Source organism: Embleya sp. NPDC055664, assembly GCF_053618075.1.
The window spans coordinates 248719-269516 of sequence record NZ_JBSHGZ010000009.1 but is presented as its reverse complement, the minus strand read 5'-3'; the positions used below and the strand labels follow the sequence as shown (position 1 = coordinate 269516).

The 20798-nt window shown below is 72.7% G+C and carries 22 protein-coding genes and 1 pseudogene; 13 read left to right on the top strand and 10 right to left on the bottom strand.

Translation table 11 applies throughout. The features are described from left to right. The 4 genes and pseudogenes from ACWGR4_RS18775 to ACWGR4_RS18760 all read right to left on the bottom strand — a co-directional run. Window positions 1-874: pseudogene (locus ACWGR4_RS18775) on the bottom strand (peptidase M28); the annotation flags it as partial. A 253-nt stretch (window positions 875-1127) separates the two neighbouring features. Beyond that, window positions 1128-2678, bottom strand: coding sequence for a M4 family metallopeptidase (locus ACWGR4_RS18770; RefSeq protein WP_452133755.1), 1551 nt, complete (start codon window positions 2676-2678; stop codon window positions 1128-1130). A gap of 435 nt (window positions 2679-3113) precedes the next feature. Then, window positions 3114-3824: an ABC transporter permease gene (locus ACWGR4_RS18765; RefSeq protein ID WP_380011632.1), complete on the bottom strand. Its 711-nt coding sequence runs from the start codon at window positions 3822-3824 to the stop codon at window positions 3114-3116. After that, window positions 3821-4732, bottom strand: coding sequence for an ABC transporter ATP-binding protein (locus ACWGR4_RS18760; protein ID WP_452133754.1), 912 nt, complete (start codon window positions 4730-4732; stop codon window positions 3821-3823). The genes ACWGR4_RS18765 and ACWGR4_RS18760 overlap by 4 nt, the downstream gene beginning before the upstream one ends. A gap of 129 nt (window positions 4733-4861) precedes the next feature. Here ACWGR4_RS18760 and ACWGR4_RS18755 point away from each other — a divergent pair, with 129 nt between their 5' ends. Genes ACWGR4_RS18755 through ACWGR4_RS18745 form a run of 3 tightly spaced genes read left to right on the top strand, consistent with a single transcriptional unit; the run spans window position 4862 to window position 7099 of the window. Beyond that, window positions 4862-5986 carry a sensor histidine kinase gene (locus tag ACWGR4_RS18755; RefSeq protein WP_452133753.1) on the top strand — a complete coding sequence of 375 codons (1125 nt, stop codon included), beginning with the start codon at window positions 4862-4864 and terminating at the stop codon, window positions 5984-5986. Next, a complete protein-coding gene (locus ACWGR4_RS18750) occupies window positions 5983-6588 on the top strand; it encodes a response regulator transcription factor (RefSeq protein ID WP_380011623.1) in 606 nt (201 codons plus the stop codon). The genes ACWGR4_RS18755 and ACWGR4_RS18750 overlap by 4 nt, the downstream gene beginning before the upstream one ends. Before the next feature lie 22 nt (window positions 6589-6610). Further along, window positions 6611-7099, top strand: coding sequence for a hypothetical protein (locus ACWGR4_RS18745; RefSeq protein ID WP_452133752.1), 489 nt, complete (start codon window positions 6611-6613; stop codon window positions 7097-7099). A gap of 48 nt (window positions 7100-7147) precedes the next feature. Here the strand turns inward: ACWGR4_RS18745 and ACWGR4_RS18740 are convergent, their stop codons facing one another. The 5 genes from ACWGR4_RS18740 to ACWGR4_RS18720 all read right to left on the bottom strand — a co-directional run bounded on the left by ACWGR4_RS18740 (window position 7148) and on the right by ACWGR4_RS18720 (window position 10990). Then, window positions 7148-7381: a DUF2795 domain-containing protein gene (locus ACWGR4_RS18740; protein WP_380011617.1), complete on the bottom strand. Its 234-nt coding sequence runs from the start codon at window positions 7379-7381 to the stop codon at window positions 7148-7150. Between the two features lie 275 nt (window positions 7382-7656). Next, window positions 7657-8217 carry a PspA-associated protein PspAB gene (pspAB, locus tag ACWGR4_RS18735; protein WP_380011614.1) on the bottom strand — a complete coding sequence of 187 codons (561 nt, stop codon included), beginning with the start codon at window positions 8215-8217 and terminating at the stop codon, window positions 7657-7659. Next, the gene (gene htpX, locus ACWGR4_RS18730; RefSeq protein ID WP_380011611.1) at window positions 8217-9137 is read right to left on the bottom strand and encodes a zinc metalloprotease HtpX; all 921 of its coding nucleotides are present in this window, start codon (window positions 9135-9137) and stop codon (window positions 8217-8219) included. Before htpX ends, pspAB begins: the two co-directional genes overlap by 1 nt. 143 nt (window positions 9138-9280) lie before the next feature. Continuing rightward, window positions 9281-10282, bottom strand: coding sequence for a hypothetical protein (locus ACWGR4_RS18725; protein ID WP_452133751.1), 1002 nt, complete (start codon window positions 10280-10282; stop codon window positions 9281-9283). A 96-nt stretch (window positions 10283-10378) separates the two neighbouring features. Continuing rightward, complete coding sequence (locus ACWGR4_RS18720) at window positions 10379-10990, bottom strand: TetR/AcrR family transcriptional regulator (RefSeq protein WP_452133750.1); 612 nt, start codon at window positions 10988-10990, stop codon at window positions 10379-10381. Window positions 10991-11209: 219 nt separating this feature from the next. Between ACWGR4_RS18720 and ACWGR4_RS18715 the strand changes: the two genes are divergently transcribed. From ACWGR4_RS18715 to ACWGR4_RS18670, 10 genes are all read left to right on the top strand, one after another. Beyond that, a complete protein-coding gene (locus ACWGR4_RS18715) occupies window positions 11210-11623 on the top strand; it encodes a hypothetical protein (RefSeq protein ID WP_380011602.1) in 414 nt (137 codons plus the stop codon). 95 nt (window positions 11624-11718) lie between these two features. Next, on the top strand, window positions 11719-11979 hold the full coding sequence (locus ACWGR4_RS18710; RefSeq protein ID WP_380011599.1) for a hypothetical protein: 261 nt from the start codon (window positions 11719-11721) through the stop codon (window positions 11977-11979). A 183-nt stretch (window positions 11980-12162) separates the two neighbouring features. After that, entirely contained in the window at window positions 12163-13161 is a 999-nt protein-coding gene (locus tag ACWGR4_RS18705) for a metal ABC transporter substrate-binding protein (protein ID WP_452133251.1), read from the top strand. Between the two features lie 58 nt (window positions 13162-13219). Continuing rightward, the gene (locus tag ACWGR4_RS18700; RefSeq protein ID WP_380011593.1) at window positions 13220-13984 is read left to right on the top strand and encodes a metal ABC transporter ATP-binding protein; all 765 of its coding nucleotides are present in this window, start codon (window positions 13220-13222) and stop codon (window positions 13982-13984) included. Window positions 13985-13990: 6 nt separating this feature from the next. After that, on the top strand, window positions 13991-14863 hold the full coding sequence (locus tag ACWGR4_RS18695; RefSeq protein ID WP_452133252.1) for a metal ABC transporter permease: 873 nt from the start codon (window positions 13991-13993) through the stop codon (window positions 14861-14863). Beyond that, complete coding sequence (locus tag ACWGR4_RS18690; RefSeq protein WP_452133253.1) at window positions 14860-15708, top strand: metal ABC transporter permease; 849 nt, start codon at window positions 14860-14862, stop codon at window positions 15706-15708. Before ACWGR4_RS18695 ends, ACWGR4_RS18690 begins: the two co-directional genes overlap by 4 nt. Before the next feature lie 116 nt (window positions 15709-15824). Further along, complete coding sequence (locus tag ACWGR4_RS18685) at window positions 15825-16331, top strand: SigE family RNA polymerase sigma factor (protein WP_452133254.1); 507 nt, start codon at window positions 15825-15827, stop codon at window positions 16329-16331. Then, window positions 16315-16695, top strand: a complete 381-nt coding sequence (locus ACWGR4_RS18680) for a hypothetical protein (RefSeq protein ID WP_380011582.1) — start codon at window positions 16315-16317, stop codon at window positions 16693-16695. Before ACWGR4_RS18685 ends, ACWGR4_RS18680 begins: the two co-directional genes overlap by 17 nt. A 268-nt stretch (window positions 16696-16963) precedes the next feature. Then, window positions 16964-19495 (top strand): ATP-binding protein, encoded by a 2532-nt coding sequence (locus tag ACWGR4_RS18675; RefSeq protein ID WP_452133255.1) that lies wholly within the window; start codon window positions 16964-16966, stop codon window positions 19493-19495. A 100-nt stretch (window positions 19496-19595) separates the two neighbouring features. Continuing rightward, window positions 19596-20360 (top strand): maleylpyruvate isomerase family mycothiol-dependent enzyme, encoded by a 765-nt coding sequence (locus tag ACWGR4_RS18670; protein WP_380011576.1) that lies wholly within the window; start codon window positions 19596-19598, stop codon window positions 20358-20360. A gap of 18 nt (window positions 20361-20378) precedes the next feature. Here the strand turns inward: ACWGR4_RS18670 and ACWGR4_RS18665 are convergent, their stop codons facing one another. Beyond that, complete coding sequence (locus tag ACWGR4_RS18665) at window positions 20379-20642, bottom strand: hypothetical protein (RefSeq protein ID WP_452133256.1); 264 nt, start codon at window positions 20640-20642, stop codon at window positions 20379-20381. Between the last annotated feature and the right edge of the window lie 156 nt (window positions 20643-20798).

The following is a 20798-nucleotide window of genomic DNA, read 5'->3' as shown; positions in this document are numbered from 1 at the left end:
TGACCGGCCAACTGCCACCGGTCCCGTTGTGCCCGTTGCGACCGAGCCAGTCGCGCAGCATGTTCCATTCCTTCTGCGCCGCCCAGAAGACGTCGACGCAGCCGGTTTCCTTGCTCGACGCCTGGCCGTTGCCCCACGAGTCCGAGGACTTGGAGAAGACCTGGCCGGTCGAGTAGTCGGCGCAGGTCAGGCCCGGCCGGTTCGGGTCGCGCAGGGAGTACGTACCACCGGAGTTGGTGGTGTCGATCGTGAGCGGGTTGGGGCCGTTCCACTGGCTGTTGCCGCTGCCGGCCTTGACGTCGTCGGTCGTGTCGAGCACTGTGCCCGTGCTCGCGTCCACGAACACGTGCAGCCGGCTGGGCGCGGTCGCGGTCCGGCCGATCAGCACGGTTTCCCAGGCCAGCGCGCTCTTGCCGTCCTTGACCCGGACGACCAGGCGGTGCGAGTCGACCCGGTCCACGCTCGCCAGCTTGGTCCTGGACGTGGCCTCGGCCGCGCCGGCCGCGACGGTGGGCTGGGTCGGTACGGAGATTCGGGCGTCGGTGGACGACTGGGTCGCCCGTACCCGGCCCTTGCCGTCGGCCATCACCACGGCGTCCCCGCCGACGACCGGCAGGCCGCGGTAGGTGCGCTGGTACGCGACCGAGAACAGGTCGTTGATCCACGGGGTGACGGCTTGGCGCTGGTACTGCTCGTCGGGACCCTTGGCGAGGGTGTCGAGGCCGCTGGAGACGGCACGGTCGGCGGCGGAGACCGCCAGTTCCTGCGAGCTGGGCTGCGGCGGGTCGGCTGACGCCGGCTGGGCCGCCACGCCCACGGTGAGGCCGGTGAGCATGGCCAGAACGGTTCCGGCCGTGGTCATTCTTCGATTCATCGAGGCTCCTCGAGTGGGAAGGCAGACCTCGACCACGAATCCGGCTTGGACCGCGCGCCTCGTGAGCGCCGCGATCGACCGTGCAGGCCGGGGTTCGTGCCCGAGCGAGCGAAACACTCACACGGACACAAGGGCCGCGCGAAGGGATCCGGCGAGGCCAGCAAATACTGGCGAAATGGCCGCCGCTTCGGGCCTGTTGCGGACGCGACGGCCGGGCCCCGGCGGGGTCCGGGGCCAGGCCGTCGCAAGGGGGTCAGGGACAGGTGGGTTCGGCCGGTTGCATCGGGATGTTGACCGCGCTCCACGCGTCCCTGGTCGCCTTCCAGGTGACGCAGGTCGGGTCGAGGAGCTTGGCCGCGCGGACGGTGATCATGCGCAGCTTTCGGTAGTTGGTGCCCGCCGGCCGGCTCAGGAGGCCGCCGTAGAAGACCTTGCCGGCCATCTTGATGCCCACGCCGGTGACCGTGGAGCTGTTGCAGGTCGGACTGTTGGGCTTGCCGCCGCCGGGGTTGGAGCCCTCGGCAAGCAGGTAGAACCAGTGGTTCAGCGGGCCGGACGCCCGGTGCTCGTCCGGCGGCAGCGTCGAGGAGTAGCAGTTCGGGTCGCCGGTCAGCGACGGGTTGTACATGTAGCGCAGCGGTTGGCCGCCGCCCATGTCGACCATCTCGGCGACGGTGTAGTCCGGGGTGTCGAACGGCGCCGGTTCGTTGGCGTAGAACTCGGTGAGCGCGCCGAAGATGTCGCCGGTGCCCTCGCTGAGGCCGTACTCCTTGAACGGGTAGCCCGGGGTGGCCGCGTCGACGAGATGCCCGTATTCGTGGCCCACGATGTCCATCGCGCCGAGCCACCGGCCCCTGACGTCGTGGCCGATGAACACCTTGGAGCCGTCGGAGTAGGCGTTGACGTCGGGAAGACCGACCACGACCGGGAGCGTGCGACCGTTGCCGTTGTGTCCGTTGCGGCCCAGCCAGTCGCGGAGCATGTCCCATTCCTTCTGCACCGCCCACATCGAGTCGACACAGCCGGTCTCGATCGTGGTCGGGTCCCCGTTGCCCCAGTCGTCGATGGTCTTGGTCAACACTCCGGCGTTGTACTTGGCGCAGCTCAGGCCGGGGCGGGTCAGGTCCTGCATGAAGTAGGTGGAACCGCTGGAGGCGGTGGTGATGGTGATCGGGTTCGGGCCGTTCCACTTGCTGTGCCCGGTGCCGGCGCGTACGTCGTCGAAGGTCGCGGCGTCGAGCACCGCACCGGATCGGGCGTCGACGAAGACGTGCAGCCTGCCGGGCGTGTTCCCGACCCGGCCGGCCACTACCGTCTCCCAGGCCAAGTGGGCGGTATCGGGCCCGAGTTGCACCACCAGGCGGGGCGCGTCGACCCGCTCCACCGCGGTCAGCCGGGCACGAGCGCTCGCCTCGGCCGTCGCGGCGGGCACGGTCGGCTCGGTCGGTACGTCGATGCGCGGGCCGTCGGCGGTCTCCACGGCCCGGACCCGGCCGGTGCCGTCGGCCAACACGGCGGCGTCGCCGCCGACCACGGGCAGGTCGCGATAGGTGCGGGTATAGGCGATCGAGTAGAGGTTGTCGAGCCAGGGTGTCACCATGCCCCGCCGGTACCGCTCGCCGGGTGCCTTGGCGAGGTTGCCCGAGTCGCCGGAGACGGCGCGGTCGGCCGCGTCGATCGCGGCGGCGCGGGCGGCGACGGGGGAGTTCGGTGGCGGGGTCGCGTTCGAGGGTGTGGTGGTGCCGATTACCAGGCCGGCCAGCAGGGTCAGGACCGACCCGACCGTCAGTGTTCTGCGCTGCATCGAGGCTCCTCGGGTGGAAGACGGGCCGCGACGACGAAACCGATCGCCGGCGCGCCGGGTTCGTCGCCCGAGCGAGGAACACCCTCACAGCGGAACGGTTCTGCGGCAACGAAGGCCGAACAATCGGCACATTCTGGCTAGTTGTGGGAGCGGAGTGGGCGATTGGAACGCCCGGTCGAGCGCCGTCCTCCCCTCGCCGACTGGCCATCGGCGATCGTGTGGGCCGGCGATCGTGGGCTACGGGGTGGCGTGCAAAGCCAGGTGCAGGACGGCGGTGTCCTGCACCGGAGGACTGATCGCCACCTCGGCGGATCCCTGGGCACTGCGGGGCCTGAGCCCGGCGGCCCGGGCGCCGAGATCGTCTTCGGCGCCCGGTTCCGCTCGGTGCCGGTCCCGCCCGATGCCGGGCCCGCTCGGTGCCCCGGCATGCTCTGCTCAGTGCCGGGGCTCCCAGCGAAACAGCCGGATGCCGAGCACCGCGCCGATCAGCGTCCAGGCGGTCACCGACGCCAGCGCCAGGAACGCGGCGCCCACGCCCATCCCTTCCCAGGCCCCGGTCGCGAGGTCCACCACGCCGTCGCCGGGGACCAGGTAGCCGAGCCATTGCAGGTTTTCCGGGGCACGGTCCTGGACCAGCAGGCTGCCGCCGATGGCGAGGACCAGGAACGGCATCGTGGTGATCTGCGCCTGCTCCGCCGACGCGGTGAACGCCGAGGTGGCCATCGCGACCCCCGTACACATCAGCGCCCCGCTCACGATCGCCAGGACGAGCAGCGCCGGGTTGTCGGGCGCGGACAGACGGGTGTGCGACAACACGGCCACCAACACCACGATTTGGCCGCACGTGACCAGGATCGCCGGCAGCACCAGTCCGACGATGACCGACGCGTCGGGGTCCGCGCCGCTGCGCAGACGTTTGAGGAACAGGTCCTTGCGCCGGGCCGCGAGCGTGGTGGCGAGTGTCGCGTGCACCCCGATCAGCAGCATGAACAACACGGAATGCGCGACCGTGTCCGGCGTCGGCGAGGCCAGCGCGGTGAACGCGACGAACAGCGGCACCAGTACCACCGTGGCCGCGACCGCCTTGTTGCGCAGCATGATGCGCAGTTCGGCGGCGGCCACGGCCCGCCACGCGGTGCCCTTCACGCCGCTGCCCCAGTCGACGCGTGGCCCGCGACGGCCCGGAAGACGTCGTCCAGCGTCGCCGGCCGGGTCACCAGGCCGCGCAGCCGCACGCCGCGCCCGTCCGCCCAGGCGAGCAGCGTCGCCATGGCACGCTCCGGTTCGTCGGTGGTCACGGTGACCCGATCTCCCCGACTGCCGGCCACGTCCACCGCGAGCGGCAGATCGGTCGCGGCCGGTCCGTCGGGGAGGTCGAAGGAGATCCGCGCGGGGTACGGGGCGAGCAGTTCGGCCAGGGTGCCCTCGACCGCGATCCGACCCTCGCGCATGATCGCGATCCGGTCGGCCAGCGTGCTCGCCTCCTCCAGGTAGTGCGTGGTCAGCACCACCGTGGTGCCGCCCGCCGACAACTCGCGCAGCAGGTCCCACAGGAGATCGCGCGTCTGCGGATCAAGCCCGGCGGTCGGTTCGTCGAGAAACAGCAGTTCCGGCCGCCCGTACACCGCCATCGCCAGGTCGAGCCGCCGCCGCTCGCCGCCGGACAACCGGTCCACCCGGACGTCGCGCCGCCGGGTCAGCCCGAGCCGGTCGATCAACGCCTCGTCGTCGTCCTCGCGCCGGGCGACCCGCCCCCACAGCCGCAGCGTCTCGATCGGTGTCAACTCGGCCGCGAACCCCGACTCCTGAAGCATCATCCCGGTCCGCAACCGCACCGCCGTCGAGCGCGGATCGCCGCCGAGCACCCGCACCGACCCCGAGGTCGGCCGGCGGTGGCCCTCCAGGGTCTCCAGCGTGGTGGTCTTCCCCGCCCCGTTGGTGCCCAGCAGGGCGTACACCTCGCCCCGCCGCACGTCGAGGTCGATGCCGGAGACGGCCTCGAAGGTGCCGTATGAACAACGCAGTCCGCGTACTTCGATCATCGTCGCATCCATGACCCCAGCGTGTGCCCGGCCATCCGCGCTCGGTAGTGGCCCGGTGTCCGCTCCCCGGCTGACAAATGTCATGCCCGCCGATGACCGATCACCGGAAGCGAGCCCCGGCCGCACACCTACGCTGGGCACATGGTCTCCTCCACGATGCGACGGGCACGCCGTTTCACCGCGTGGTCGCTGCTGTCCGGCGTGGTGCTGGTCCCCGGCATCCCCGCGGTGCTCGCGGTGGTCGAGGCGGTCCACGGCGACAACGGGTGGCCGTTGGCCCTGGCCGCGACCGGCTGTTGCGGACTGTTGTTCGCCACCGCCCGGCACTGGGCCGGCACGCCGCCGCGCGGCCTCCTGACGGTGACCTGCGCGGTGGCCCTCGGAGTCTCCGCGGCGGCGCTGGCCCACGACGCGATATTCCCGTGGCCCATGCCGCTCGCCACCGCCGTGGGACTGCTGACGATGTACGCGCGCGGCCGTCGGTGGCGGGTCCTGGCCGCGGGCCTGCTGGTGATGGCGGCGCTGCCGATACTCTTCGGGCCGTCGCCGAGGGAGGCTCCGGATCAGACGATCGGCGCCCTCGTCATCGCCACCAGCGTGGCGGTGACCTGCGTGATCAACGATTGGGTCTGGCGTCAGTTCGTCGAACTCGACGACGCGCGCCGGATCGCGGGCGAGTTGGCCGTGGCCAACGAACGGTTGCGGTTCGCCGCGGACCTGCACGACATCCAGGGCCATACGCTGACCCTGATCGCGGTCAAGAGCGAACTCGCCCGGCGGCTGGTCGAGATGGATCCATCGGCCGCCGCCGCGCAGATGGGCGAGGTGGAGGCGTTGGCCCGCGAGGCGGTGACCGACACCCGGGACCTGGTACACGGCTACCGCGAGGTGTCCTTCGCCGCCGAACTGGCCAACGCGGCGGCGGTGTTGACGGCCGCCGGGATCGAGTGCCGCTACGCGAGCCCACCACCGCTGCCGGACCGGGCCGGCACGCTGTTCGGCCTGGTGGTGCGGGAGGCCACGACCAACATCCTGCGGCATTCGGCAGCCACCACCGCCTCGATCGACGTGTCCGCCGACGGCCGCAGGCTCACCATCCGCAACGACGGCGCGACGCAGGGCAAGCGTCCCGGCGGCACCGGCCTGGCCGGCCTGGACGCCCGGCTGCGCGGCCACGGCGGCGAGTTGCGCGCCTCGGCCGGCCTTGGCGTCTTCGAGGTGGTGGCCCGACTCGATGTCGCCGACCGTACGGAGGCCCCCGCGTGATCCGCCTGGTGCTGGTCGAGGACGAGGCGATGTTGCGCGGCGCGCTGGGCCAACTCCTGGAGTTGGAGCCGGACCTGACCGTGGTCGCCCAAGCCGCCGACGGGACGGCCGCGATCGCCGAGGCCGCCCGGCACGTGCCCGACGTGGTGGTGATGGACCTGGAGATGCCCGGCGGCCCCGACGGTCTGGAGGCGGCCGGCCGCATCCTGGCCGGGCGCCCCGACACCCGGATCGTGCTGGTCACCCGACACGCCCGCCCCGGCGTGCTCACCCGCGCACTGCGGGTGGGCGTACGCGGATTCGTGCCCAAGTCGCGGCCGGCCGCGCATCTGGCCCAGGTGATTCGCGACGTGCACGCGGGACACCGACACGTGGATCCGGAGATCGCGGCGGCGGCGCTGGTACTGGACTGCCCGTTGTCCGAGCGCGAGTTGGAGGTGTTGCGGCTGACCCGGGAGGGGTTGAGCGTGCGCGACATCGCCGGCCGGGTGCACCTTGCCGCCGGGACGGTACGGAACTACCTGTCCTCGGCGATGATCAAGGTGGGCGCCCCGAGCCGGCACGCCGCGGCCCGCTACGCGGTCGAACGCGGATGGTTGTGACGGCCGTGGTGGGGGATCGACGGTGACCGGCCGGGAATCGCCCGAGGCGGCGGGCTTCGAGCCGGCCACCGGCGCGGAAACCGTACCGGTGGCGGGCACGCCGGAGCGCGCGGCGGCCGTGCGGGACGCGTTCGAGGCGCTGCTGCGGATTCGCGACGTGGTGAACAGCGGCGCCGGCGACCCGCGCGCGACGCCGGCCGAGTGGGAGTGGGTGCGGATGGTGCGTGCCGTCGCGCTGGCCCTGGAGGCCGCCGGCGTACCGCCCTCCGCCCTGGACGAGCGCGGACAGCGGACCGCCACCGGATACTGCGTCACCGCCGGCGACCACCCCCGGGTGGTCCGGGTCGAATGGCCCGGCCCGCGTGGCAGCGGCGCCGCTCACGAGGCGGAGCGGGCGCTGCACGGGTGCGCGCGGGTCCTGGGCGAGCTGGGCTGGGTGGTGTTGGAGTACCGGGGCAGGGGTGGTCGGCGGTATCTGGAGGTGGAGGCCCCGTCGACGATCCGGCGGTGAGGCGATCCGGCGGTGAGGCGATCCGGCGGTGAGCCCGGTCCGGTGCCCTCACAAACCCGGATCCAGGCCCGCGTGCCGACCGCACAGGGCCATGCAGACCTGATTGGGTCCTTCGTACGCGCGCTCCGGCAGGGCCGCCAAGGCCCGAGCCACCCAGACCGCGGCTCCGTTGATCGTGGCCGCCGCGCTCAGCGCCGCCGGGCGGGCCGGGAACCGCACACCGAACATCGCGCAGTGCAACACCTCGGGATCCACGGTCGTCGATTCGCCGATGCTCCTCATGGCTCCTCCACACACGTCCGCCCGACCGCGGGTGCGCGAGAACCGACGGCCGGTGTCGCTGCGCACACCGGGAGCCGGTCTCCGTGTCGCCCTCGGGGTCGCGCGTCGACACGAAGAGCCGCCGGTCGGACGAGCACGAGGTGGTGGTCGCGGCTCGGGAGCCCGGTGTGGCGGCAGCTTGTGGTTTCAGAGCTATAATACGCCGCCCGAGCACCGATGGGGGATCACGACCCGGTCCGGATGTACCCGGCACGGACCCGAGCGGCCTGCACCGCTCACAGCCCCGGGGCGCCCCACACCGGGAACCACCGGGACAGATCGGATTCGAGCCGCAGATCGTCGGTGACCGCCGCGCCCACCTGCAGCTCCAACGCGCTGTCTCGCTTCTCGTGCCCGCCCGGCACCGGGGCGAACGGATAGAAGGTGCCTCGCTTGTACAGGTAGACCAGGGCGAGCCGGCGGCCGTCGGGATGCCCGAAAGCGGCCAGGGAGCAGAGCAGTTGCGGACCGAAACCGCCGTCCTCCAGCGCCGAGTTGATCGCGTGCAGGTCGGTCACCAGCGAGCCCGTGTCCTCCGGCGGCCGCTCGGCGAGCAGCCAGGTGTACCCGTAGTCGTCCCGGCTGCTCCGCACCCCGTCGAGCAGCTCGTCCAGGTCGCGCAGCACCCGGTCGAACGTGCCGCCCTCGACCGTGGCGAAGCACACCGACCCGGCTCCGGTGGGCCGGAAGCCGACCGCCGCCTCCAGCGTGATCGCCGCCGAGGGCAGGCCGAACAGCTGGTCGAGATCGGGCTTGACCGCCCTGCTCCGGCCGAAGAGCGAGTCGAACAACCCCATCAGGCGGCACCGCCGAGTTCGGCGCTGATCCGCGCCAACTGCTCCAGCCGCCGTTCCAGGGTCGGGTGGGTCGCGAACAGGTTGGCCAGGCTCTCCTTGGAGGCGATCGCCGGTGCGAAGAAGAACGCGTTGAACGGCTCGGCCCGGCGCAGGTCCCGGGTCGGGATCCGGGCCATGGTGCCGCTGATCTTGGTCAATGCGGAGGCGAGTACGGAGGGCCGTCCGGTGAGCAGCGCCGCCGAGCGGTCCGCGCACAGCTCGCGGTAGCGCGACAGGGTCCGGATCAGTACGAAGCTCAGCGCGTACACGGCCACGCTCACCGCGGTCACCACCAGCATCAGGACCGCCGTGTTCTGGTCGCGGCGCATCCCGCCGAAGAGTCCGAACTGCACACCGACGCGGGTGAGCAGCCCGGCCAGGACGCCGAGGAAGGACGCGATGGTCATCACCGCGACGTCCTTGTGCGCGACGTGCGACAGCTCGTGCGCGAGTACGCCCTCCAACTCGGCGGGCTCCAGGCGGCGGAGCAGCCCGGTGGTGGTGCACACGACCGTGTTCTTCCGGTTGCGGCCGGTGGCGAACGCGTTGGGCACGTCGGAGTCGGCGACCGCCACGCGCGGCTTGGGCATGTCGGCGAGCGCGCAGAGCCGGTCCACCGCGCCGTGCAGTTCCGGCTGCTCCTCGGGGGTGACCTCGCGGGCGCCCATCGCGAACGCGGCGAGTTTGTCGCTGAACCAGAACTGGGCGACGAACACGCCGCCGATCAGGACGACCGCGATCGGCCAGGCCCGGCCCAGGACGACCACGAGCGTGCCCACGAAGACGACGTAGAGCAGGCCGAGCAGGAACATGGTGGCGAGCATGCGGCCCACCAGGCCGCGGTCGGTGCCGAATCGGGTGCCGGCGCTGGTCCTGGTCATCGATTCCTCCCTTGTGGGGGGACCTGGCGGCGGGCCTCGTGGATGGCCCGAGGGAAGCGCTCAAGCGGGTGAAAAGCCAACGAATCGGGCGCCACTTCGATTCTGCCTCGCCGGCGGGCGTGGTGGGCGTGCGGGCGAGGGGTTCAGGTGCGGAATCCGAGGTGGACGTGGTCGTGGTGGGTGTCGTCGCTGAAGAAGGTCGCGCCGGAGAGTCGGTACGGGCCGCCGACGTTGTACGAGCCGGCCGCCGCGCCCGCGCGCATGAAGCTCTCGACCAGGGATCGTGGGGTGGCCGGATCCACGATCGCCCGGCCGTCGACGCGCCACACGTCCACCGCGCGGCCGACGGGATGGTCGCTGGGGCGCGTGGTGCCGAAGACGTCGATCGGGTGCCCGGAGCGCAGGATGCTCACGTCGACGGTGTGCTGTTCGGCGAGCGTTTCCAGCGCGGTCAGTACGGATGTGTGGATGGTGCCGGCGCGCAGGTCGGCGGCCGCGGCGGGCGGCAGCGTGATGCGCGGGTCGGCCAGGACGCGGGTCTCCTGGGCGGAGGGGGTGGCGGCGGCCGTTCCCGGCGTCGAGGGGTGCAGGGCGGTGACCGTCCAGTCGGGCTCGGCCCGGCTCAGTCGTACGTCGACGGTCACGCCGTCGGCCACCGTGGTGCCTTCCGCGCCGCGGATCCACGAGCGGCAGACGACCAGGACACTGGCGGTGTTGTCGAGGATGCCGCCGTACTGGGCTGCGACCACCTCGATGACGGCCTCCGGCGCGTCCGCGAGCAGTGGCCCGGCCTGGTCGGCGAGGGTCGGGGCGTATCCCAGCGCGGCGATCCGGGCCCGCGCGGCGGCGATCCCCTGTTCGCCGGGCGGCCAGGCGCCGAGCGCGGACACCAGGGTGACCGCCCGCTGTTTGACGTGGGGTTGCACGTCGCCGGGGTTGGGTGCCCAGGCGGTGGCCGCGGGCAGTGCGGGAGGGGTGGCCGGCGGGGTGCCGGTCGCGGTGGAACTCGGGCTCGCGGTCGGGCTCGGCGGGGTGCCCGAGGGGGTCGGTTCGGTGTGCCGACTTCCCGACGACGAGCAACCGGCCGCCGCCGCGACGATGCCGAGTACCAGCGCGCGCCGGCCCGGAACAGGCGTTTTGTGCACACCGCCACGATAGGCCGCGAGCCCGCCTGCTTCGGGTGATCCGGTGTCGTGTCGGGCCGACCTCGGACCGCGTCGGGTCTCGCGCGCGGGTGTCGGCTACGACGCCGGTCCGGGTGCGTCCGCCGGCGGCCGGACCAGTATTCCGGTCAGCAGGGCGTCGAGGTAGCGGGCGGCCAGCTCCGGATCGTCGCGGTCGGGGGAGTGGCGGACGGCGAAGCCGAGACCGTAGAGCAGGAGCAGCAGGTCGGCGGGCCCCAGCGGCGGGCGCAGCACCTCGGCGTCGGCGGCACGGGCGAGCAAGTCGCCGGTGGCGCGCAGCAGTTGGCCCCGAAGGTCCAGCGTCTCCGGAGTGGCCGCGCCGGGGTCGGAGGCCGCGGCGGCGAAGGCCTCGTCCTGTATGTAGGCGTCCAGCGCGTCGCCGAGGAAGGCGCGCAACGCCTTCTGCGGGTCGGGCAGTCCGGCTGCCTCGCGGGCCTGCCGGACGAGCACGGCGAAGCGGTCGGCGGCCAGTGCCTCCAGCAGCGCCTCGGGGGTGGGGAAGTGCCGGTAGACGGTGCCGACACCGACATCGGCGGCCAGGGCGACCGCGTTCAGCTGCGGCGGCCTGCCCCCGCGCACGAGCACCCGCGCGGCGTCCATGATGCGCCGCCGGTTGCGGGTCGCGTCCTTGCGCCGCGTGGGGCGATGAGGAGAGGCCGTGTCGTCCATGCGCGCGACGTTATCGGCAAAGCGGATGAGTAGTCCATTAGGAGGATTCATCCGTTTACCGGAGCGCCGGCGCCCCGAGGAGCCGGGATGTGCTCGCCGCTTCGGGGCGGCCGAAAGGGTTCGCCGGATCGGGTGAAATTTCGGGGTTCTCGGCCTTGCCGGCGTGCCCGTGGCCGGAATCGGAGGTTCTCTCGGAGGGCGGTTCCGAAGGAGGTCACGATGGCGCGCGTCACGGCCGGTGGTGCTGTGTCGCGGCACGGCGTGCGCCTGGTGGTCGTACTCGTCGCGCTGGTGGCCCTGTTGCACGCGGCGCACGGCGCCGGTGCCGGAGTGCGCGTGGGTGGGTGGGATCCGGATCGGTGTGCCGCCGGCACCACCCGGTACACGGCCCCGGTCGACGCCGAGGACACGCCGGCGGAGGACTCGGGCGGTCGGCCCGGTCCGGGGGATCCGACCGGCTGTACCCCGCCCGGCCTCCGGCCGCGGCCCCCGTCCGTCTCCGCGTCGAGCGCAACGTCGGTCGGCAGGCCCGGACTTCGACCCGCCGACCCGGATGTGCCGGCCGCCCGTACCGGGTCGAACCCGATGGTGGGGCCGGCGACACCCGCGCGGACCGTGGTCCTGCGCTGCTGAGCGGGCACCGCCGCCCCGACGTCGCCGCAGTGGGCGATCGGCCGGGCCGGCGTGCCGATCCGATTCCGCAGCCCGCGAACACGGGAGATTCCGCCATGCCCTTCGACGTCTACCTGCTGATGAGCGCCCTGGTTCGGGCCGAGGCCGCCCGCGCGGCGGCCGGTGCCCCGGCCCCGGAGCCGCCGCCGGCCAAGACCCCAACCGCCAAGACTCCAACCACCAAGACCCCGCCCCCGGTTGCCGACCCCGTGGTCGGCGACCCACCCGGCGCCCGGGCCGAACCCGAGGGGAGCCCGGGTGTCCCGGGTGTCTCGGGCGCCGGCCACGACCCGACCGGTGTGATCCCCGGGCGTTGATCCCTGCCCCGTGTCTCTCGGCACGCGCGTGCCGGGAGACACGGGGCGCCCCGATTCGACCGACCGTGCCCTCATACCCCCGGCCTGGACACCTTCCCGCTAGATGATTATGGTTTTCATTATCGAGACGTCGATGCGGCACCCGCCGATCGACGTGGACCCACCCCTGCCTGGAGACATCCCATGCGTATATCCGTCCGCGCCGGCGCCGCCCTCGCCGCCGGCGTCCTGAGCACCGGCGCCCTCGCCGCGTGCGGTTCCGACGACAAGGACGCCAAGGACGGCAAGCGGACCGAGGCCGCCCCGGTGGCCAACGCCGGCGCACCCGCCGCCGGTTCGGGGCCCAAGGTCAAGGTCGTGGCGACCACCACGCAGGTCGCGGACTTCGTCCGCAACGTCGGCGGCGACCGGGTCGAGGTGACCCAGTTGATCAAGGCCAACGCGAGCGCACACGAGTACGAGGCCACCCCCGCCGACCTGAACGCCATCCGCGGCGCCAAGCTCGTCGTCGAGAACGGCGTGGACATGGAGAAGGCGTGGCTGCCCAAGGCGGTCCAGGCGGCCGGCTTCACCGGAAAGGTGGTCGACTCCTCCACCGGCGTACGGCTGCGCAAGGGCGAACCCGGCACCGACGGCGAGGAGTTCGACCCGCACATCTGGCACGACCCGAGCAACGCCAAGGTGATGGTGGCCAACATCGGCCGCGCCCTGAGCACCGCCGACGCGGCGAACGCCAAGGTGTACGAGAACAACCTCGCGGCCTACACCGCCAAGCTCGACGCGCTCGACGCGGACACCCGGGCCAGGATCGACGGCATCCCCGCGGCCGATCGTAAGCTGGTCACCAACCACGACGCGTTGGGCTACTACGTCGACCGCTACCGGCTGGAGTTCGTCGGCTCGATCATCCCCGGCTTCGACGACCAGGCCGAACTCTCCGGCAGCCGGATCGAGGAGATCGTCGGCAAGATCAAGGCCACCGGCGCCAAGGCCGTGTTCGCCGAGAGCGCGCTGCCGCCCAAGACCGCCGCGACCATCGCGCGAGAGGCCGGCGTCAAGATCGTCGACGGCGACGACTCGCTCTACGCCGACTCGCTCGGCGCCCCCGGCTCGGCCGGCGAGACCTACCTCGGCGCGGAGAAGCACAACACCGACACCATCGTCGCCGCGCTGCGAGGGTGACGATGACCGACCGCAGCGCCACCACCACGATCGTTGTCGCCGCGCCGTGGGCCCGGCCATGACCGCCCCCGCCCCCGACCCGATCCGCTTCACCGACGCGACCATGGCCTACCACCGCGCGCCCGTCCTGGAAGGCGTCGACGGCCGGGTCCGCGCCGGCGAGGCGGTGGCCCTGATCGGCCCCAACGGCGGCGGCAAGAGCACCCTGATCAAGTCCGTGCTCGGCCTGGTCCCGGTGATCGCGGGCACGGTGACCGTGACCGGCCGCCGCCCGGCCGACGCGCGCGCCCGGGTCGGCTACGTACCGCAGGCCGCGAGTCTGGACCCCGAATTCCCGGTCACCGCCCGCCAGGTGGTGATGATGGGCCGGCTGCGGCTGATCGGCAGATGGCGCCGACCCGGCCGGCAGGACCGGGCGGCCGTCGACGAAGCGCTGGCCCGGGTCGGCCTCGCCGACCGCGCCGGCGCCCGCTTCGGCACGCTGTCCGGCGGGCAGCGTCAGCGGGTGCTGCTGGCCCGCGCGTTGTCCCCGGACCCGCCGATTCTGCTCCTGGACGAACCCTTCAACGGCGTCGACGCGGTCAGCCAGGACGCGCTGATCACCGCCCTCACCCGGGCCAAGAGCACCGGCACGGCCGTACTGGTGAGCACCCACGACCTCGGGCCGGTCCAGTGTCTGTGCGAACAGACCTGCCTGGTCAACCGCCGGCAGATCGCCTTCGACCGGACCGAACTGGCGCTCACCCCCGACCTGTTGCGTGCCTGCTACGGCGGACAGGTGGTCGACCTCGACGCCGGCCGACTCGTCGTCACCCGGGGCTGACCGGCCGTGGACACCGCACTGCTCCTGGAACCCTTCCGCGTCCCCTACCTGACCCGGGCCCTGATCGAACTGACCATCCTGGGCGTACTCTGCGGCACCGTCGGCACGTTCGTCGCGCTGCGCCGCCTCGAATTCGTCGCCGACGCGCTCACCCACACCGTCTTCCCCGGCGTGGTGATCGGCTTCGCCCTCCGGGGCGCGACCGGCATCCTCGCCGGCGCGCTGATCGCGGCCGGCGTCACCGCCTGCGCCCTGACCCTGCTCACCCGCCACCGCCGCACCGGCGACGACACCGCGCTCGCCATCGTGCTGACCGCGATGTTCTCCATCGGCGTCCTGGTCGTCTCCCGCAGCCACTCCTACTCCGCCGACCTCGAGACGTTCCTGTTCGGCCAGGTCCTGTACACCTCCCGCGCGCAGATCACCGAAACCGCCGTGGTGGCCGTGCTCTGCCTGGCCGCGCTCGCCGTACTGGGCCGCGAACTCGTGCTGCGCGCCTTCGACCCCGAAGCGGCCCGAGCCGCCGGCCACCGGGTCGGCGCGCTGGACCTGGCGCTGAACCTGATCGTCGCGCTGACCGTGGTCGCCGCGGTCCGCACCGTCGGCACCGCGCTGATCCTGGCCCTGCTCGTGCTCCCGGCGGCCATCGGGCGCACCCTGGGCCGCCGCCCGGCCCACCTCGCGCTGATCGGCTCGGCCGCCGCCGTGGGGTGCGGCTACCTCGGCCTGACCATCAGCTACACCGCCTCCGTCGACCACGACGTCGCCCTGCCCGCCGCCCCCACCGTCGTGCTCACCCTCGTTGCCGGGTACCTGCTCGCCCTCGGCGCGTGCGGCGCGGCCCGACTGCGCCCCGCCCGCTTCCGGAGCCCCCGATGACCTGGTTCGACACCTACACCCACCGCGCCTACGCCGAGGCGGTCATGGTCGGCCTCCTGGCCGGCGTCGTCGGTGTCCAGGTCGTGCTGCGCAGACTCGCGTTCCACGCCATGGCGACGACCCACGCCACCTTCCCCGGCGTGGTCCTCGCCTCGATCCTCGGCATCGACATCTACCTCGGCGGCACCGCGTTCGGCGTACTGCTCTCCGTCGCGGTCCTCGCGCTGACCCGGCGCCCGGGCCGGACCGCGTCGGGTGCGATCGGCGTGGTCCTCGCGGCGGGCTTCGCCCTGGGCGCCGTCCTGGTCGCGGCCGGACCCGCGAGCGATCGCAAACTGTCGGCCTTCCTGGTCGGTTCCATCGTCACCATCGACACCCACGACCTGGCCGTCACGGCCGCCGTCGGAACGGTGATCCTGGCGCTGCTCGCGATGTTCGGCCGCGAACTCGGCTTCGCCGCCTTCGACCACGACGGGATGCGGGCCGCCGGACACCCGGCCCTCGCCCTCGACCTGCTGCTCCTGCTGATCGTGCAGGCGGTCGTGGTGGTGCTCACCCCGGCGGTGGGCGTCATGCTCACCCTGGCCCTGCTCGTGGCACCGGCGGCGACCGCCCGGCTGTGGACCGACTCGCTGCGCCGCACCGCAGTACTGGCCGGCCTGCTCGGCGTCGGCAGCGCGGTCACCGGCCTGGAACTCTCCCGGCACTACGACGTGGCCGCGGGCGCGACCATCGCCCTCGTGGCGGCGGCCGGCTTCGTCGTCTCGCTGCTCGTATCCCCGCGACACGGCGCGCTCGGCCGGCTCCTCGACCGCCGCCCGGGAACGGCGACGGCGCCGGCCTGACCCGCCCCGGGAGACGCTGTGGTGCAGGTCACCCGATTTCCCCGGCTGTACGCGTCGACCGAAACTTGGTCCGCGGGCGTATATCCGCCGAGTCCGAAACAGAGCCGGGGGAGTCGTTGACCGTCGAGGAGTTCGAAGAGTTCTACGCGGCCGCCGTCGGCCGACTCACCGGTCAGCTCTACCTGATGCTCGGCGATCGGCACGAGGCCCAGGACGTGGTCCAGGAGGCGTTCGTCAAGGCGTGGAGCAGACGCGGACAACTCGACCGGCACGGCAATCCGGAGGCATGGATCCGGGTGGTCGCCTGGCGGCTGGCGGTGAGCCGTTGGCGCGGTAGACGGCGCACCGACGACGCGTGGCGGCGGCACGGCGCACCCCTCCAGGCGCCTGGGCCCGAACCCGGCATGGTCGTACTGGTCTCGGCGCTGCGGGAGTTGACCCCGAAGCAGCGCCGGGTGATGACCCTGCACTACGTCTGCGACCTGACGGTGGAGCAGATCGCCGCCGAGACCGGCATGGCGTGCAGCACCGTCAAGACCCACCTGGTGCGCGGACGTGTGGCCCTCGCCCACCTCCTGCCCGACCCGTACGCAGAGGAGTCCCCCGGTGCCGGAGCCTCATGAGTCGTCGAACCCGCCCGTCCCGTCCCTCCCGCAGCCGGATCCGTTGCGCACGGCGCTGCTGGAGGTCGCCGTGGACGGGAGTCGGCAGGCCACACCCGCGCCCTTCGCCACGATCCGGCGCCGCGGCGACCGTATGCGCCGCCGCCGGATGGCCCTGTTGGGCGCTGCCGCGTGCCTGGTCCTCGGCGGCACCGCGACACTCGCGGCGGCGCTGATCCAGGACGACCCGACCCCGTCGCCCCCGGCGGTATCGCCCGTCCCCGTGCCCTCGGAGTCGCCGGTCCCCACCCCCAAGGGCACCGACGCGACACCGACGCTGTACACGGACCCGTCGAACAAATCCGCCACCGACCCGACCGGCTGACCCCGCCGGCCGCTCGACCCGTCGACCCGTCGACCCGTCGACCCGTCGACCCGTCGACCCGCGTCAAGAATGCGACAAGGTCGGCCGCGGAGCCGCCAAAGGTGTGTCAAGACTCGTCCGAGTGGTGGGCGATCGAGGAACTTGGGACTCGTCGGCCGCGTCTACGGCGAGAGGCAGAGCCGTGGCCGAGCCGGTTTCGCCGCGCGGACGATCGAGCAACGGATACCCGGACGGCCGAGCAACGGAAATCGGGGGTGCACCGACCCGGATGCAGATCTCTCGACGCGGCACACTGCGCGTCTATCTCGGCGCCGCGCCCGGGGTCGGCAAGACCTACGCGATGCTCGACGAGGCGCGCCGCCGCCTCGACCGGGGCACCGATGTCGTGGTCGCGGTGGTCGAATGCCATCACCGGCCGCAGACCGAGGCGATGCTGGCCGGCCTCGAAATCGTGCCGCGCAGGCAACTTTCCTACCGGGACGGCTCGTTCGCCGAGATGGACGTCGACGCGGTGCTCGCCCGCCGGCCGCGACTGGCCCTGGTCGACGAACTCGCGCACACCAACGTCCCCGGCTCGCGCCACGAGAAACGTTGGCAGGACATCGACGTACTTCTGGACGCGGGGATCGACGTGATCTCCACGATCAACGTGCAACACCTCGAATCGCTCAACGACGTGGTCGAGTCCATCACCGGTGTCCCGCAGCGAGAGACCGTGCCCGACGGCGTGGTGCGCCGCGCCGACCAGATCGAACTGGTGGACATGGCACCGGAGGCGCTGCGCCACCGACTCGAACACGGCGACGTGTACACGCCGGACAAGATCGACGCAGCCCTCGCCAACTACTTCCGGGTCGGCAACCTGACCGCGCTGCGCGAGCTGGCCCTGCTGTGGGTGGCCGATCGGGTCGACGAGTATCTGCGCGCCTACCGCGACGAGCACGGCATGGAGACGAGCCGGCCGATCCGGGAGCGGATCGTGGTCGCCCTCACCGGCGGCCCGGAGGGCGACACGCTGATCCGCCGGGCCGCCCGGATCGCCGGCCGCGGTCCGGGCGGGGAACTGCTCGCGGTGCACGTGAGCCGCAGCGAGGCCCTGTCCGAGTCCTCGCCGATGGAACTCGCCCGCCAGCGGCGCCTGGTCGACTCGCTCGGCGGCACCTTCCACTCCGTGGTCGGGGACGACGTGGCCGGGGCCCTCCTCGACTTCGCCCGAGGGGTCGACGCCACCCGGATCGTGCTCGGGTGCAGTCGGCGCACCCGCCTGGAGTACTTCTTCGGTCCCGGCGTGGGCGCCGGCGTCGCCGCCCGGGCCGGCGACATCGTCACCCAACTGGTCACCCACGAACACGCCGGCCGGGGCCGGCCGGATCGGCCGCGCCGCTCGACCGTGCCGCGCGGGCGGGCGATCGCCGGCTGGGTGACCGCGCTGTTGGGGCCGCCCGCACTGACCGCCGCGCTGATGCCGACCCGGGGCACCGCGACCCTGCCCGTGGACATGCTCCTGTTCCTGCTCCTGACCCTGGTGGTGGCCCTGTTCGGCGGGTTGTGGCAGGCGGTGACCACCGCGGTGCTCGCCTCGACGATGGTCGACTACTACTTCACCCCGCCGCTGGACACCCTCGACATCGTCGCACCGGGCAACGTGTTCGCCTTCGCGGTGTTCGTGGTGATGGCACCGGCCGTCGCGTCGGTGGTGGACCGTGCCGCGCGGCGCACCCAGCAGGCCGCGCGCGGGCAGCGCGAGGCGGAGACGCTCGGCTTCCTCGCCGGCAGCGTGCTGCGCGGCGAACGGGCGCTGCCCGCACTGCTGGAACGGGTGCGCACGACGTTCGGGATGGAGTCGGTCGCGCTGCTGCGCCGAGAGGGGCCGCGTGGTGTGTGGACGAGCGTCGGCGCGGTCGGCGCCGACCCGCCCACCCGGCCGGACGCCGCCGACGTGGAGGTCCCGATCGACGACTCGCTCGCACTGGTCCTGTCCGGGCGTACGCTGCCCGCCGACACCCGCCGGGTGCTCGGCGCGTTCGCCGCGCAGGCCGCGCTGGTGCTGGAGTGGCGGGCGCTGCGCGCCGAGGCCGAGGAGGCACGCCTGCTCGGCGAGCGGCACAGCGTGGACACCGCCCTGTTCGCCACCGTCGCAAGGGACCTGCGGGCGCCGCTGGTGGCGATCAAGTCCGGATCGTCGGGGCTGCGGGCGGAGGAGGTCGCCTGGGCGCGCGCGGACCGGGCCGAGCTGCTGGCCACCATCGAGGCCGGCGCCGACCGCCTGGACCGACTGATCGGCAACCTGCTCGACATGAGCCGGTTGCGGATGGGCACCATCGAACCGCTGCCCGTCGACATCGCGCTGGACGAGGTGGTGCCGGGCGCGGTGATCCGGGCCACGCACGGCGCGGTGCGGGTGTGCGTCCCGGAGACGTTGCCGACCGTGCGGGCCGATCCGGAGCTGTTCGAGCGGGTGGTGGCGAACCTGGTGGCGAACGCCGTGCTGCACACCCCGCCGGACACGCCCGTGGAGGTGGCCGCCGAGCAGGTCGAGGACCGGATCGTGCTGCGGGTGGTCGATCGCGGCCCCGGTCTGCCCGACGAGGCGAAGGCGCGGGTCTTCGAGGCTTTCGCCCGGCACGGCGACGCGCACCGAAGTCGTGGGGTGGGTCTGGGACTCGCCGTCGCCCGGGGCTTCGCCGAGGCGATGGCCGGCACGCTCACCGCCGAGGACACCCCGGGCGGCGGTCTGACCATGGTCCTGACCCTGGCGGCGTCCACCGGCGCCCACCACCCCGAGGGGTCCCCGCCCTGAGCCCGCGGGCAGACGGGCCGGACCGAACCGGCTCGAACGCGCTCGGGGCGCCGATCTCGAACGGGCGCGTCGGGGTGGGGGGTTGTGCTGAACTGTGGGCATGGAATTCTCCCGACTACTCGACTGTCTCGCGGCCGACTTCGCCCGCCTCCGGGCCGTGTCGGCGATGGACCCCACGGCCGGTGTGCCGACCTGCCCGGGCTGGACCGTGGCCGACCTGACCCGCCATGTCGGCGAGGTGTACCTGCACAAGACGCAGGCCATCCGCGAGGGCGCCGAACCCGACCCGTGGCCGCCGCGGGAGTTGGCGAAGGAGGACCCGATCGCGCTGCTCGACCGCGCGTACGCCGACCTGCGACACGAGTTCGCCACCCACGGCCCGAAGGATCCGGCCGGATCCTGGTACGCCCCGGACCCGACCGTCGGCTTCTGGATCCGGCGGATGGCGCAGGAGACGGTGATCCACCGGATCGACGCCGAACTCGCCGCCGGGGAGCCGATCGCCGAGATCCCCACCGACCTCGCGGTGGACGGCGTCGACGAGTTGCTGAAAGTGTTCGTGGCGTACGGCGTCGCCGAGTGGGGCGACTACTTCACCGGTGTCCTGGCCGAATCGCCGGGTCGCACCTACCTCGTGCGCGCCGACGAGACGGCCTGGCGGGTATCCACCGGACCGGGCCTGTTCCGCGTCGAGGACGGCGCCGGCACCGGCCCGGCGGACGTGACCGTGAGCGGGCCGTCGGCGGCGGTGCTGCGCCGGCTCTGGAACCGGGAGGAGGCCGACGCGACGAGCCCGGTGACGGTCGTGGGCGCCCCGGAAGCGGTCGAGGAACTGCACCGCTGCATCGTCGTCGCCACGCAGTAGTGCCGATCGTGCCCCGCGTCAGCCCCGGACCGCCCGCGGACCGGGGGACCCGGGGCGGGCCCGCGGCGGCTCCGGAGCGGGGGCGACCGCCTCGGCGGCGGCGAGCAGCGTATACAACGCCCGGGACAGCACGGCCAGTTCGTCGACGAGACGGTCCTCTGGGGTAGCCGGGGAGAGGCGCGTGGTACGCCAGCGCAACACCCCGAGGGTCCGGTGGGTCGACTCGACCGCGCTGCGCAACTCGTCGAGCCGCTCCCGGGGGACGGACCCGGAGGACACCATGACAATCTCCTTCGCCGTTCGGCTCGGTGCTCCGTCGAGCATCGCCCCGAGGCACGGGACGGGTGTGGTGCCGGCGCGTGATCCATACGCAACGGATACGCGCACACACCCGAGTGGCCGACGAGGAGTGCGGCGGAGACGATGAAAAGAGCGTGT